Annotated in this window: 14 protein-coding genes; 6 read left to right on the top strand and 8 right to left on the bottom strand. The window is 63.8% G+C overall.

Annotated features, from left to right (window positions below):
- Window positions 1-66: 66 nt before the first annotated feature.
- Window positions 67-1,881, top strand: a complete 1,815-nt coding sequence (gene pknB, locus EG850_RS05910) for a Stk1 family PASTA domain-containing Ser/Thr kinase (RefSeq protein WP_124971784.1) — start codon at window positions 67-69, stop codon at window positions 1,879-1,881.
- Window positions 1,882-1,957: 76 nt separating this feature from the next.
- Here the strand turns inward: pknB and EG850_RS05905 are convergent, their stop codons facing one another.
- Window positions 1,958-2,140: a hypothetical protein gene (locus EG850_RS05905; RefSeq protein WP_124971422.1), complete on the bottom strand. Its 183-nt coding sequence runs from the start codon at window positions 2,138-2,140 to the stop codon at window positions 1,958-1,960.
- Window positions 2,140-2,934 (bottom strand): class E sortase, encoded by a 795-nt coding sequence (locus tag EG850_RS05900; RefSeq protein WP_185714957.1) that lies wholly within the window; start codon window positions 2,932-2,934, stop codon window positions 2,140-2,142. Before EG850_RS05900 ends, EG850_RS05905 begins: the two co-directional genes overlap by 1 nt.
- Window positions 2,935-2,966: 32 nt before the next feature.
- Here EG850_RS05900 and EG850_RS13515 point away from each other — a divergent pair, with 32 nt between their 5' ends.
- A complete protein-coding gene (locus tag EG850_RS13515; protein ID WP_235829228.1) occupies window positions 2,967-3,689 on the top strand; it encodes a cell division protein CrgA in 723 nt (240 codons plus the stop codon).
- 165 nt (window positions 3,690-3,854) lie between these two features.
- Here the strand turns inward: EG850_RS13515 and EG850_RS05890 are convergent, their stop codons facing one another.
- Both EG850_RS05890 and EG850_RS05885 read right to left on the bottom strand, forming a co-directional pair.
- A complete protein-coding gene (locus EG850_RS05890; protein WP_235829227.1) occupies window positions 3,855-4,505 on the bottom strand; it encodes a rhomboid family intramembrane serine protease in 651 nt (216 codons plus the stop codon).
- 207 nt (window positions 4,506-4,712) lie between these two features.
- A complete protein-coding gene (locus EG850_RS05885; protein WP_124971413.1) occupies window positions 4,713-5,258 on the bottom strand; it encodes a peptidylprolyl isomerase in 546 nt (181 codons plus the stop codon).
- Between the two features lie 150 nt (window positions 5,259-5,408).
- Between EG850_RS05885 and EG850_RS05880 the strand changes: the two genes are divergently transcribed.
- Window positions 5,409-6,020 carry a hypothetical protein gene (locus EG850_RS05880; RefSeq protein WP_124971410.1) on the top strand — a complete coding sequence of 204 codons (612 nt, stop codon included), beginning with the start codon at window positions 5,409-5,411 and terminating at the stop codon, window positions 6,018-6,020.
- Between the two features lie 165 nt (window positions 6,021-6,185).
- Here the strand turns inward: EG850_RS05880 and EG850_RS05875 are convergent, their stop codons facing one another.
- The 4 genes from EG850_RS05875 to EG850_RS05860 form a co-directional block, all read right to left on the bottom strand.
- Window positions 6,186-6,650, bottom strand: a complete 465-nt coding sequence (locus EG850_RS05875; RefSeq protein WP_124971407.1) for an NUDIX hydrolase — start codon at window positions 6,648-6,650, stop codon at window positions 6,186-6,188.
- 128 nt (window positions 6,651-6,778) lie between these two features.
- Window positions 6,779-7,459: a methionine ABC transporter permease gene (locus tag EG850_RS05870; protein ID WP_124971404.1), complete on the bottom strand. Its 681-nt coding sequence runs from the start codon at window positions 7,457-7,459 to the stop codon at window positions 6,779-6,781.
- On the bottom strand, window positions 7,459-8,520 hold the full coding sequence (locus EG850_RS05865; protein WP_124971401.1) for a methionine ABC transporter ATP-binding protein: 1,062 nt from the start codon (window positions 8,518-8,520) through the stop codon (window positions 7,459-7,461). Before EG850_RS05865 ends, EG850_RS05870 begins: the two co-directional genes overlap by 1 nt.
- 122 nt (window positions 8,521-8,642) lie before the next feature.
- On the bottom strand, window positions 8,643-9,560 hold the full coding sequence (locus EG850_RS05860) for a MetQ/NlpA family ABC transporter substrate-binding protein (protein WP_124971398.1): 918 nt from the start codon (window positions 9,558-9,560) through the stop codon (window positions 8,643-8,645).
- Between the two features lie 193 nt (window positions 9,561-9,753).
- Between EG850_RS05860 and EG850_RS05855 the strand changes: the two genes are divergently transcribed.
- Genes EG850_RS05855 through EG850_RS05845 form a run of 3 tightly spaced genes read left to right on the top strand, consistent with a single transcriptional unit; the run spans window position 9,754 to window position 11,728 of the window.
- The gene (locus EG850_RS05855) at window positions 9,754-10,416 is read left to right on the top strand and encodes a DUF937 domain-containing protein (RefSeq protein ID WP_124971395.1); all 663 of its coding nucleotides are present in this window, start codon (window positions 9,754-9,756) and stop codon (window positions 10,414-10,416) included.
- The gene (locus EG850_RS05850) at window positions 10,413-11,237 is read left to right on the top strand and encodes an SDR family oxidoreductase (RefSeq protein WP_124971392.1); all 825 of its coding nucleotides are present in this window, start codon (window positions 10,413-10,415) and stop codon (window positions 11,235-11,237) included. The genes EG850_RS05855 and EG850_RS05850 overlap by 4 nt, the downstream gene beginning before the upstream one ends.
- Window positions 11,238-11,251: 14 nt before the next feature.
- Entirely contained in the window at window positions 11,252-11,728 is a 477-nt protein-coding gene (locus EG850_RS05845) for a DIP1984 family protein (RefSeq protein ID WP_124971388.1), read from the top strand.
- Window positions 11,729-12,180: the final 452 nt, after the last annotated feature.

The following is a 12,180-nucleotide window of genomic DNA, read 5'->3' as shown; positions in this document are numbered from 1 at the left end:
CAACCTGCGACACACTAGGCACGCGGGTCTGCTGAAGTCCCAACCCCTGAAGGAGTCCACCTCGTGATGCAAGGCGAGCGCACGCTCGCCGGCCGATACACCATCGGTCGGCGCATTGGTCGAGGTGGCATGGCGGAGGTCTATGGCGCAACGGATGAGCGACTCGGTCGCCGCGTTGCCGTCAAGCTGCTCCACACCAACCTCGCCTCCGAGACTGAGTTCCGCTCCCGCTTCCGCCAGGAGGCGCAGGCAGCAGCGCGCATGACGCATCCGACCATCGTGCGGGTCTTTGACGCTGGTGAAGATACCTTCGTGCGCCATGATGGCTTCGAAGTCGTCATTCCCTACATCGTCATGGAGTACATCGACGGCGTGCAATTGCGCGACCTCATGTCGGAGTCGCACCTCAGCGACGAGAAGATCTCGCACTATATGGCGGGCCTACTCACCTCACTCGAGTACTCGCACCGCGCCGGCGTCGTGCACCGCGACATCAAGCCCGGCAATGTCATGGTCACTCGTGAAGACCAGGTCAAGGTCACCGACTTCGGCATTGCCCGCGCGATCTCTGACACGGCTGGCACGATCGCGCAGACGACCGCGATCTTGGGCACCGCATCCTATTTCTCACCCGAACAGGCCCGCGGCGAGCAGGTCGACGGCCGCAGCGACCTCTACTCGGCCGGTGTGGTGCTCTACGAGATGCTCACCGACCGCGTGCCCTTCCAGGGCGACTCGGCCGTTGCCGTCGCCTATCAGCACGTCACCGAACCGCCGGTGCGCCCGAGCTCGATCAACCCGGCCGTGACGCCCGCGCTTGACGCCGTGGTGCTCAAGGCGCTCGCGAAGCGACGCGAAGACCGCTATCAGACGGCAGCCGAGTTCCGTCACGACCTCCTCGCGGCGTTCAACGGCGTGATGCCGGTGTACACGCAGCAGGCGCCGGTTGACGAAACCCCGACCGAACTCTTCGGCCCCGGCCCGAGCGCCGTCGATGCCACCGAATCGGCCCTCAACTCGATGCGCAACGACGACGACCGCGCACCGACCGCACAGCGCCGCCCACCGGCCATGTGGATCTGGGGCGCAGCGGCACTCCTCGCCGCAGTCATCATCGGCGTGCTCGTGTGGGTGTCGCTCTTGCCCAGCGATGGTCAATTGCCGGATGCCTCGGCGACCGTCCCGCAGGTCGTTGGCCTCACCAAGGATGAAGCGATCGCCGCCATCGAGGCGGAAGATCTCGTCGCCAAGGTGGAGACCCAGCAAAGCGCTGATATCCCTATTGATCAGGTTATTTCCTCGAACCCGCCAGCAAACTCCTCGGTGGCTTTCCAGTCGACAGTGACGATCACGGTTTCTGCAGGCCCCTCATCAATCAATGTGCCGAATGTGCAGGGGATGAGTGAAGCCGATGCGCGAGCGGCGCTTGAGCAGGCGGGGCTGACGCTCGGCGCGGTCACCACGAGTGATTCGCCATCGGTGCCCGAGGGTCAGGTCATCCGCACCGAGCCCGGCATCGGACGTCCGGCAGCACCCGGTTCGGCTGTTGACCTCTTCGTCTCGAACGGCCAGGTCACCTTGCCCGACCTGGAGGGCATGTCGCTCGCCGATGCGGAAGAGATCTCGGGCGGACTCGGCCTGATGATTATTCGCAACCCTGACGCGAGCTGTGTGGCTGAATACGGCAACCCAATCATCGAGCAATCGATTCCGCCGGGCAAGGTATCGCAGGGCTCGCAGATCACACTGACGTTCTGCTCCGGTGACGAGGTCGTGGAGACCCCTGAACCAACGGTCGATCTGCCGACCGATATGCCGAACCCGCCAGGCGGCAATAACGGCAACAACGGCAATGGCAATAACGGGAACGGCAACGGCTAGTCCGCCTCCCGGGTAAACGAAGTGCGGCCCACCTGGTCAGGTGGGCCGCACTTCGTTGTTGCGAAGCCATTCAGGCTTAGCCGGTAATTCCAGCACCGATCGTCACATCACCCTCGAGCAGCAAGCCCGGCAGGAACGAGTCGACCCAGGGGAAGACCCAGATCACGAGCGCGGCCAGCACTGCCGCAATCAGGATGAGCAGAAGCAACAGCTTCACCGGCCAGGGGCCCGGGAGTACCCGCCAAAGTGCGCCGTACATTACAGGTCACCTCCGTGGTCTTGGCCGTCGCCGCGGGCTGCGAAGGCCGCAGCGATCTCTTCAGGCGGACCATCGGCTCGCGGCACGAAGTCGACGAGCGTTGAATACGAAATGATGCGTTCATCCACCGAGAACAGCGGATTACAGGTCATCATCACCATGACCCGCTCGGTGGCCGGCAACTCGGGATGACGGGGCACCTTCGCGAGCACCGAGACTTCGGTCGGCAGCACGTACTCGGCCGAGCGGTACTCGTAGACGTACCAGCCATCGGCGGTTTCGACGTACATCCGGTCGCCGTATTGGAGCTCGGCGAGCCGCTCGAACGGGGCGCCAGCACCGATGCGGTGACCGGCGATAACAAAGTTGCCTACGGCGCCGACCGGGTCGTTGGTCATGTACGCGCCAATGAAGTTCTGGTCGAGCACGGTCGGCCGATCGATGTCGGTGGCGATACGCCGCGAGAAGTCGTCACCCCAGGCCGGCACATAGATCACCGCGAATTGTTCGGCTTTCTGCGTCGGCATTGGGCGCACCGGGATGCCCGCCGGGTCAAGCTCGACTGGGGCGAGGGTTTCGAGTTGTTGCCCAAGCTCTTGACTCAGCGTCTGGCTCGCCGTGACCTCGGCACTGCCCTGGATGACGTCGTTGAGCCAGTACTTCCAACCAAGGAAGAGCAGGAGGAATACGCCGAGGGTGACGAGGAGTTCACCGAGCACGCCAGAGACGGTGACCTTGGGTCGCCGCTTCGGCTTGCGGCGTGCGCCGCGTTCACCTCGGTTCGCATGAGTCATGCGCGCCATTGTAAGCCGGTAGACTGTCGCGCATGCCCAAGGAGTCCCCCCTCAACGACGCGACCGACGATCTCGAGCCCAAGAACGCCGAGGTCGCCGCCGACGAAACTGCCGATCTCAACGACGCGGATGCGGTTGACACCGTCGACGACGACAACGTTGCGCTCGAAGCGGACGACGTCGATAGCGACGACGAGCTTGACGATGAAGCCGTTGACGCTGAGGTCGAGGACGACAACGAGAGCGATCTCGACGACGAGGCTGAAGACGACGCCACTGCGACGATCGCGGCAACCACGCGCACAACGGCCAAGGGCGCGACCAAGCGCAAGCCCGCCGCATCCCTGAAATCGAGCACCGCGAAGACCACTGCCAAGAGCACTGACAAGAAGGCCGCTGAAAAGGCGCGCATCGAGCGCTCGAAGGCGATCGCCGCGAAGGCCCGCGGCAAGCAAGCGACGGCGAAGAAGCCGACCCGCGCTGAGACCAAGGCCGCCGCCGAGAAGGCGAAGACCGATTCAATGACGAAGGCGCAGCAGCGCTACTCGACGCCGAAGTCGAAGAACATCGACGAGGGCAACCCGGTGTGGTTCAAGCCGATCATGTTCGGCTTCCTGCTGCTCGGTCTTATCTGGATTCTCGTCTACTACCTGTCGAGCGCGCGTCTGCCAATTGCCGTGCTCGGCGACTGGAACCTGCTCATCGGTATCGGCGTGGCCATGGTCGGCTTCCTGATGATGACGAACTGGAAATAGCGCCGGAGTTACACCGGTGTAATTCATCCCCAGCTGTGGATAGCGCTGTGGATAACTTTGTGTGAGCCGTGGTTTCGATACGGCCTTCGGCCTACTCAACCAACGAGGCCTACTTTGGTTGGTCGAGTAGCACGAAGTGCGTATCGAGACCCAGGCGCAACGCAACTAGCGCAGCGCGCCCACGGCCGTCGCGAGCACGACGCATCCGATTGCAATCGCGATCATCGCCCACACTGACGCGCGGGTCTTGAACGCCTTGTCGTGATCCCGCAGAATCAGCCAGCCGCAGAGCGCGCCGACAACGAGGCCACCCAAATGCGCCTCCCAGGCAATGCCTTCATTCAGGAAGGCAACGACGACGTTGATGCCGATGAGCACGAGCATCGGCGTCATATCGGCCTTCATGCGCCGCAGCACCACGAACCAGGCACCGAACAGACCAAACACCGCCCCTGAGGCGCCAACGACCCAGATATTCGGTGAAATGAGTGCGACCGCGAGCGAGCCGCCGAGCCCGGCGGTCAAGAAGAGCAGCGCAAACCTCAACCGTCCGAACAGCGGCTCAAGCGCGCGGCCGAAGATCCACAGCGTGAGCACATTGAACGCGAGATGCAGGGGCGAGCCGTGCAAGAACACTGAGGTGAGCATCCGCCACGGCTCATACACGCCGTGCTGCAGATCGGTGTAGCCCGGGTGATAGACCCCGAGCGCATCAATGATCGGCACATTGAAGTACTGCGTGACCCACTGCGCCGCGTACACCACGGCGCAAATGATCATGAGCGCATAGGTGACCTTCGGTGCATCCGTGGCCACGCGCCGCCGCTTTGGTACCGAAGCGCGATCGGCGGCCATGCACTGGGGACAACGAACCCCCACCGGGGCCGGAGTTTGGCACTCACCGCAGACCGTGCGTCCGCATCGCTGGCAGAGCACGAAGCTCTGACGATCTGGATGCCGATAGCAATAGTTGTCGGGGTTGTGCGTGCCTGGTTCCGGGCCGGTGGGGGTCGTCAACGGGAACTACGCGATGGGCTCGACGTCAACCGACTCGATCACGACGTCGGTGAGCGGACGGTCGCGGCCATCCTTGTCGACGGCCTCAATCTCGTCGACAACCTTCTTCGAGGCCTCGTCGGCAACCTCGCCGAAGATCGAGTGCTTGCCCATGAGCCAAGTGGTCGGGGCGGTGGTGATGAAGAACTGCGAGCCGTTGGTGCCGCGGCCGAACTGCTTGCCGGCGTTGGCCATGGCGAGCTTGTAGGGCTCGTTGAAGTTGAGTTCGGGGTGGATTTCGTCGTCGAACTGGAAGCCGGGACCGCCGGTGCCGGTGCCGGTGCGGTCGCCGCCCTGGAGCATGAAGTCCGAGATGATGCGGTGGAAGATGACTCCCTCGTAGAAGGACTTGCCTTCCTGCTTCTCGCCGGTCTGCGGGTCAACCCACTCGAGCTCGCCGGTGGCGAGGCCGGTGATGATCTTCACCGTGTTCGGGGCGTGGTTGCCGAAGAGGTTGAGCTTGATGTCGCCGTGGTTGGTGTGCAGCGTCATAACGTGAGTAGCAATGGTCATGCGGGCAATCTTCCCACGCCTTGTCGCCGCGTCACCTGCGCGAAGGTCTCTTTCAGGTGATTCGCGCGTCGTTTTGCGATTCAGCTTTGACGCGAGTTTGCGTGGAAGGATGAGGACTAGAGCGACCAGAATTCAACCCCGGAGGTAGCGATGGCTCTGTCACGTAAGAACAAGCGCAAGCTCAACCGTCTGCGCAACGACGCCGACCGTCTCTGGTCGGAACAGCAGGTCGTCATTGCCAAGGCCCGCGAACTTGCAGGCCGTGCTGGCGAGGGCGCCCGCATCTACGCCGAGTCCGAAGTTGTGCCCAACGTGCGCAAGGCCTACGACGACAACCTGCGCCCGGCTGTTGAGGGCGGCATTGCCCGCGGCCGCGACGTCGTGCACACCGCTGAGCGTTCACTGTCGAAGAACGTGATTCCGGCACTTGCTGCCGTTGGTGGCGGCGTTGCCGGTGTCGTGCGCGAATTGTCTGACAAGAACGCCAAGGCCGTGCACCTGCTGCAAGAGCGCGCCGATGGTTTCTCGAAGGATGCCTCGAAGCGCCTCACCGAGATCGGCCGCCGCTTCGACCTCGTGCCCGAGCCGCCGAAGAAGAAGGGCCCCGGCGTCGGTGGCTGGTTCCTCATCGGTGCCGGTGTCGCCGCGATTGCCGCCGTGGGCTACGCCCTGTGGCAAACCTTCCGCGCCGACGACGATCTCTGGATCGCCGACGAGGAGCTCGACGCCCCCGTCGAGACGGTCGAGCCGACCACGCGCTAGCGAGAAACTCGTTCCACACGCTCACAAGGGCCCCGGGATGCATCCCGGGGCCCTTTGGCGTGTGTGGTGCCTGTGTGACGGTCGCGAGATCCCCTCTTGGGTGCCGTGCTTCGAGGGCCTCAGCACGCGAAGAGCCTCAGTACGCGGACTTCGACAGCCGCGGCGCTACTTCTTCTTGAGGTTGTCGAGGTGCCCGGTGCGCGGGCGCTCGTAGTAGAGGCGCATCGCAACGCCAACGAGTGACACGGTGCGCAGCGTCTTCACCTCGCTGAGGTCGAACCAGCGCGCCTCATCGGTGGTGCCATCTTCTTCGGCCCGCAGTTCGCCACCCACCACATGCGCCTGATAGACGACACGCACGTTCTGCAACGGCGCTTCAGCCGGGCGACCCTTGCGCCGGCGATTGTGCGCATTCACGATGATCGAATCGACACCGAGCAACGAATCGATCTCGGCGACATAACCGGTCTCTTCGGTGATCTCACGCAGCGCCGCGTCATACGGGTCTTCGCCCGGCTCAATGCCACCGCCCGGGAGCGTCCATCCCGACCGACCCCGAGAGTTCCAATGCGCGAGCAGAATCTGCTTGTCGCGCACGATCACACCGTAGGCACCGACTCGGAACCGCATGGACGAGCTCCAATCGGTCGGGGCGCTGCGGCGCCAGGCGGACATATCTCTACGAGTTTACGGGCGAGCAAACCGGGAGCCGCTGAACCGTCCCCGGGGAACGGCTCAGCGGCCAAGCGTGAGCCCAGTTAGCGACGCATGACCCGGCGCGCCAGCCAGTTGCCGAGCAACTGCACGAGCTGCACGACGATGATGATCACAATCACCGCAGCCCAAGTGACGTACGGGTTGAACTGACGGTAGCCGTACTGCAGCGCGAAGTTACCAAGACCACTGCCGCCGACCGCACCCGCCATCGCCGACATATCGATGACCGCAATGAACGCGTAGGTGTAGCCAAGGATGAGCGGGCCAAGACCCTCAGGAATGACGACGGTGAGGAGCGTGCGCAAACGGCCCGCACCGGCAGCTCGTGCCGCCTCAACCACACCGGGCGGTACGGTCACGAGGTTCTGCTCCACCAATCGCGAGATGCCGAAGGTCGCGGCCGTCGACATCGCAAACATCGCCATCGGATCACCGATACCGACGCCAATGATCGCGCGGGCAAACGGCTGCAGCGCCGCGAGCAAGATAATGAACGGGATCGGTCGGAAGATATTCACGATCACGTTGAGGATGTTGTAGATCACCCGGTGCTCGAGCACATTGCCCGGGCGGGTGGCGTAGAGCGTCGTGCCGAGCACGAGGCCAAGACCACCACCGATGACCATCGCCACAGCGACGAGCATGAGGGTGAGTGCGAGCTGTTCCGGCAGGCTCGGGAGTAGCTCCCCGAGGCGATCAAGGTTGCGATCCTGGTAATACATCAGGCACCCGCCTTCGCGCTTGCCGCATCCACGCGCTCAAGTTCAACAACCTCGGCAATCTCGCGCACCGCGGCGATCGACTCGTCGACGCGAGCGTCGTCGCCGGTGAGGGCGAAGGTAAGGTGACCGAACGAGCGGCCGGTGATCTCGTGCATCCCGCCGGCAATGAGCTCGGCACCGACGCCATCGCGCACGAGGCGACCGAGCACCTCGCGCTGGCCGGTGCCCGAGTCGTTGAGCGTGATCGCAATGAGTCGGCCCGGGTGGCGCTCGCAGAGCACTTCGAGTTCGCGGCCCTCCGGTGCGCCGGGCACGACGGTCGACACGAAGCGGCGGGTGGCCGGATGCTGCGGGTTCGAGAAGACGTCGTAAACCGCGCCGTTTTCGACGACGCGGCCGTTTTCCATCACTGCCACGTGGGTGGCGAGGCGCTTAATGACATCCATCTCGTGGGTGATCACGACGATGGTGATGCCCAGCTCGCGATTGACGCGCTCGAGCAGGTCGAGCACATCCGAGGTCGTCTGCGGGTCGAGGGCGCTCGTCGATTCGTCAGCGAGGAGGATCTTCGGCGAGGTCGACAGTGCGCGAGCGATGCCGACGCGCTGCTTCTGACCGCCCGAAAGCTGGTCGGGATAGGCCTTGGCACGGTCACCGAGGCCAACGAACTCGAGCAGTTCCTTGACCCGAGCATTCCGTTCTGCCGGCTCAACTTTCGCGATATTGAGCGGGAAGGCCACATTGCCGGCGACCGTGCGTGAGTTAAAGAGGTTGAACTGCTGGAAGATCATGCCGATCTCAGTGCGCACCTCGCGCAGCTGCGATTCCGACTTACCAACGATCTCTTCGCCATCAATCTCAATCGAGCCCGAAGAGGTCGGTTCGAGCGCGTTGATCAGCCGCACGAGCGTCGACTTACCGGCACCGGAATAGCCGATCACCCCGTAAATACTGCCCGGCTCAATGTCGAGACTCACACCGTCAACCGCGTGGATGGGCTCGGCGTTACGCCCGCGACCGGGGTACTCCTTCACCACATCGCGCATTTTGATCATCGTCATGCGAGCGATCCTTTCCTCTCCCCGTAGCTTCGGGGCGGCCATACGGCGTTGAGCGCGCATCCCACCATAAAGATGGGATGCGCGCTCACGCTACTGAATCGAGCGATTCGGCAACAGGGTGATTAGCCCTGGGCGCGAACGTCGTCTTCGACCTTGTGGAGCTGGGCCTCGAGGTCAGCTGCCGGGGTGGTCAGCATGACTGCGGTGCCGCCCGAGTTCTCGAGCACGCCAGCCTGCACCTCGGCGTTGGTCTGGTAGATCTCAACGAGCTTGAGGAGGACGGGCTTGGTGGCGTCGTCAGCGCGTGCCGCGAAGATGTTCGCGTACGAGAGGGCGGCCGGGTCGTTCGGGTCATCCTGCGCGATAGCATCGGATGCTTCGAGACCGGCGTCCTTGATGAAGTCGTTGTTGATGATCGCGGCTTCGAGGTCGCCGAGCGAGTTGGCGAGGAGGTCAGCGTTGAGCTCGGTGACCTTCACCTTCGAGGCAGCCTCGTCGATGTCGGTGAGGTCCGAGAACGGCGAGCCACCATCCTTGAGCGTGATCAGGCCGGCCGACTGCAACACGAGCAGGGCACGAGCGCGGTTCGACGGGTCGTTCGGAACACCAACGGTGCCGCCCTCAGGAATCGAGTCGACCGAGTCGTGCTTGGTCGAGTAGAGACCGAGGGGGTAAATCGCGGTCGCGCCGATCGGCACGAGCGTCTCGTTGTCAGCAACGTTGTACTGCGCGAGGTAGAGCACGTGCTGGAACTGGTTGAGGTCGAGCTCACCCGCGGCGAGGGCCGGGTTCGGCTGGTTGTACTCAGCGAAGTCGATGAGTTCAATAGTGATGCCCTCGGCAGCAGCGGCTTCCTTGTAGGTCGTCCAGTACTCGTCGGATGCGCCGACAACGCCGATCTTGATGGTCTCGCCGTTGTAGCCCTCGATGCTCGATGCACCGTCGGTGGCGGCGGGGGTGTTCGCGCCGGCACAGGCCGACAGGCCCACGGCGAGCGCGAGCGCACCGGCGGCGGCGAACAGCTTACGGAAGCGTGCCATGGTGGGGTCCTTTCAGGAGGTGCCGGTGGAGAAGTCACACCGGATACGCGCTCAAGAATATGTGCTGAGAGTTTGCTGAGCGAAACCGACTTCATTCTGCGTAATAGTCCATTTTTCACCTCAGCATCAGGCCCGACCTGCTTGCATGTGTGACACACGCCCAATCCCTCGGGCCAACTCCGCAGGAGGATCAATGTCTGAACTCAACTCACTTCTCAAGTCGATCCCCGTCGAGCAGATCGCTGCTCAGCTTGGCATCGACCCCGCCCAGGCGTCGGAGGCCATCCAGAACCTCCTGCCCTCACTCGTTGGCGGCATGCAGGCAAACGCGCAGGACCCGCAGGGTGCCGCCTCGCTTGAGAACGCACTGAGCCAGCACGCGGGCAACACCAGCCTGCTTGACAACCCCAACGTCGCGGACATCGACACCGAAGATGGCGCGAAGATCGCGCACCACATCTTCGGTTCGAACGAGGGAGCAGTGGCCGAAAAGGTTGCGGCAAAGAGCGGCACCGACACGAGCCTCATCCAGAAGCTCCTGCCGATCATCGCCCCGATCGCCATGGCTTGGCTTGCCTCGCGCCTGTTCGGTCAGAAGGACACCCCGGCCGCCGAGCCGGTGCAGCGCCAGTCGGAGCCAGTCGAGCGTCAGGTCGAGCCGGCCGAAACAAACCGCGGCGCTGAGGCGCCCATCTTCCCCGGCCAGACCGGCAACGACCAGGCCGTCGGCCAGGGTGGTCTCGGTGACCTGCTCGGTGGCATCCTCGGTGGTGGCAGCGGCAGCAGCCAGGGCGGCGGCGGTCTCGGTGACCTCCTCGGTTCACTCGGCGGTCTGCTTGGCGGCGGCCGCCGATGAGCCCAGCCTCGCTCGCAGGTCGCACCCTACTCATCAGTGGCGGCAGCCGCGGCATCGGACTCGCGATTGCCCGGCGTGCCACCGCTGATGGCGCGAACGTCGCCCTGCTCGCGAAGACGGCCGACCCGCATCCCGCCCTCGACGGCACGGTATTCACCGCCGCTGACGAGATTCGGGATGCGGGCGGCCGTGCCCTGCCCATCGTTGGTGATGTGCGCAATGAGGACGATGTGCGCGAGGCCGTCTCGCGTTGCGTCGAAGAGTTCGGCGGGATCGACATCGTCGTGAACAATGCTTCGGCGATCAATCTCGGCGGTTCGGCCGCCATCGAGATGAAGCGCTTCGACCTCATGCATGACATCAACACCCGCGGCACGTTCCTGCTCACGCGCACTGCGCTGCCGCACCTACAGGCGAGTGAGGATGCACGCATCCTCACGCTCTCGCCGCCACTCAACCTCGACCCGCGCTGGCTCGGGGCCTACCCCGCCTACATGCTCGCGAAGTACGGCATGACGCTGGCGACGCTCGGAATCGGTGCCGAGACGGGCATTACTGCCGGATGCTTGTGGCCACGCACGACCATTCAGACCGCCGCAGTGCTCAATATTCTCGGTGGCGAAGAGGTCTACCGCCGCTCGCGCACGGTCGAGTTGTATTCGGATGCGGCGCACGCCGTGCTGGTCGGTGAGGCTGCCGCGATGGCTGGGCAGACGCTGCTCTGCGAAGACGTGCTGCGGGATGCGGGGGTCACCGACTTCGCGAAGTACTCCCCCGGCGTCGCCGAGTCAGAGCTCTACCCCGACGCCTTCGTTGACTGAGAAAGACGCAAACCATGCGCATCGCTGAAGCCCTGATCGAGCGGGCGGCACTCCATCGCCGCATCGAGGATTTGCGCGCCCGCATCACGCGCTATGCGCGCATCCAAGAAGATGAAACCCCGGCCGAAGACCCGCAGGTGCTCATCTCGGAACTTGACCGCGCACTTCGCCATCACACCACCCTCGTGCAGGCCATCAACCGCACGAATGCGGCGACCGCGTACGACAAGGACCGCACGATCACCGATGCCATTGCTGAACGCGATGAGGCAGCAACGCGTCAGCGCATCTTCAAAGAACTCGCGGCCGCTGCCGCCGGCGACTTCGGCGGCGGATTCGGCGCGGTGCGAGCTACGCGCACCGAGATTCGTCTCGTTTCCACGATTGATGGCGGCGGCCTGCAGCGAAGCGCCGATGAGTGGGCCAAGCGCCATCGCGAACTCGACACGCGCTTGCAGGAACTCAATTGGCGAACGGAGTTGCTCGAGTAACACGACCGAACGAGGAAGTCGGTAGCGATCAGGCGGCGAGCATCAACCCCGCACCTCGCGGGCAATCGAGGTTCCTGGGGCTCATGGCATGGGCCAACTCTTATTGATTACGGCCACCCAAGATGCACCAGCGCACATGGCAATGTGAATTGCGCACTACCGGATGCTGAGCAAGATCGCGAGGGCGGGTTTGGGGACCTTCCTCGTTTGGTTGCAGGCGGCGTCTCGATACGCGTCGCTACTCGACGAACCAGAGATGCCATGGGGGGTCGAGTAGCCGCAGCGAAGCGGAGGCGTATCGAGACCCACCCAACGAGCCACCTCAGCATTCGACGACGTTCACCGCGAGACCGCCGCGCGAGGTCTCCTTGTACTTCGAACTCATATCGCGGCCGGTCTCGCGCATCGTAACGGGCTCTTCGCAGTTGAGGGTGTAGTCGAGGGTCGGCGGC

Source organism: Gulosibacter macacae, from assembly GCF_003865375.1.
Taxonomy (GTDB): Bacteria; Actinomycetota; Actinomycetes; order Actinomycetales; family Microbacteriaceae; genus Gulosibacter; species Gulosibacter macacae.
Note: the sequence above shows the minus strand (reverse complement) of the source record. Positions and strands in the feature narration are given on the sequence as shown.

Coding starts and splice junctions, on each gene's coding strand:
- pknB (WP_124971784.1), top strand. CDS start 67: ATGCAAGGCGAGCGCACGCTCGCCGGCCGATACACCATCGGTCGGCGC.
- EG850_RS05860 (WP_124971398.1), bottom strand. CDS start 9,560: ATGGCACGCTTCCGTAAGCTGTTCGCCGCCGCCGGTGCGCTCGCGCTC.
- EG850_RS05855 (WP_124971395.1), top strand. CDS start 9,754: ATGTCTGAACTCAACTCACTTCTCAAGTCGATCCCCGTCGAGCAGATC.
- EG850_RS05880 (WP_124971410.1), top strand. CDS start 5,409: ATGGCTCTGTCACGTAAGAACAAGCGCAAGCTCAACCGTCTGCGCAAC.
- EG850_RS05900 (WP_185714957.1), bottom strand. CDS start 2,934: ATGACTCATGCGAACCGAGGTGAACGCGGCGCACGCCGCAAGCCGAAG.
- EG850_RS05870 (WP_124971404.1), bottom strand. CDS start 7,459: ATGTATTACCAGGATCGCAACCTTGATCGCCTCGGGGAGCTACTCCCG.
- EG850_RS05905 (WP_124971422.1), bottom strand. CDS start 2,140: ATGTACGGCGCACTTTGGCGGGTACTCCCGGGCCCCTGGCCGGTGAAG.
- EG850_RS05865 (WP_124971401.1), bottom strand. CDS start 8,520: ATGACGATGATCAAAATGCGCGATGTGGTGAAGGAGTACCCCGGTCGC.
- EG850_RS05845 (WP_124971388.1), top strand. CDS start 11,252: ATGCGCATCGCTGAAGCCCTGATCGAGCGGGCGGCACTCCATCGCCGC.
- EG850_RS05875 (WP_124971407.1), bottom strand. CDS start 6,650: ATGCGGTTCCGAGTCGGTGCCTACGGTGTGATCGTGCGCGACAAGCAG.
- EG850_RS05885 (WP_124971413.1), bottom strand. CDS start 5,258: ATGACCATTGCTACTCACGTTATGACGCTGCACACCAACCACGGCGAC.
- EG850_RS05850 (WP_124971392.1), top strand. CDS start 10,413: ATGAGCCCAGCCTCGCTCGCAGGTCGCACCCTACTCATCAGTGGCGGC.
- EG850_RS13515 (WP_235829228.1), top strand. CDS start 2,967: ATGCCCAAGGAGTCCCCCCTCAACGACGCGACCGACGATCTCGAGCCC.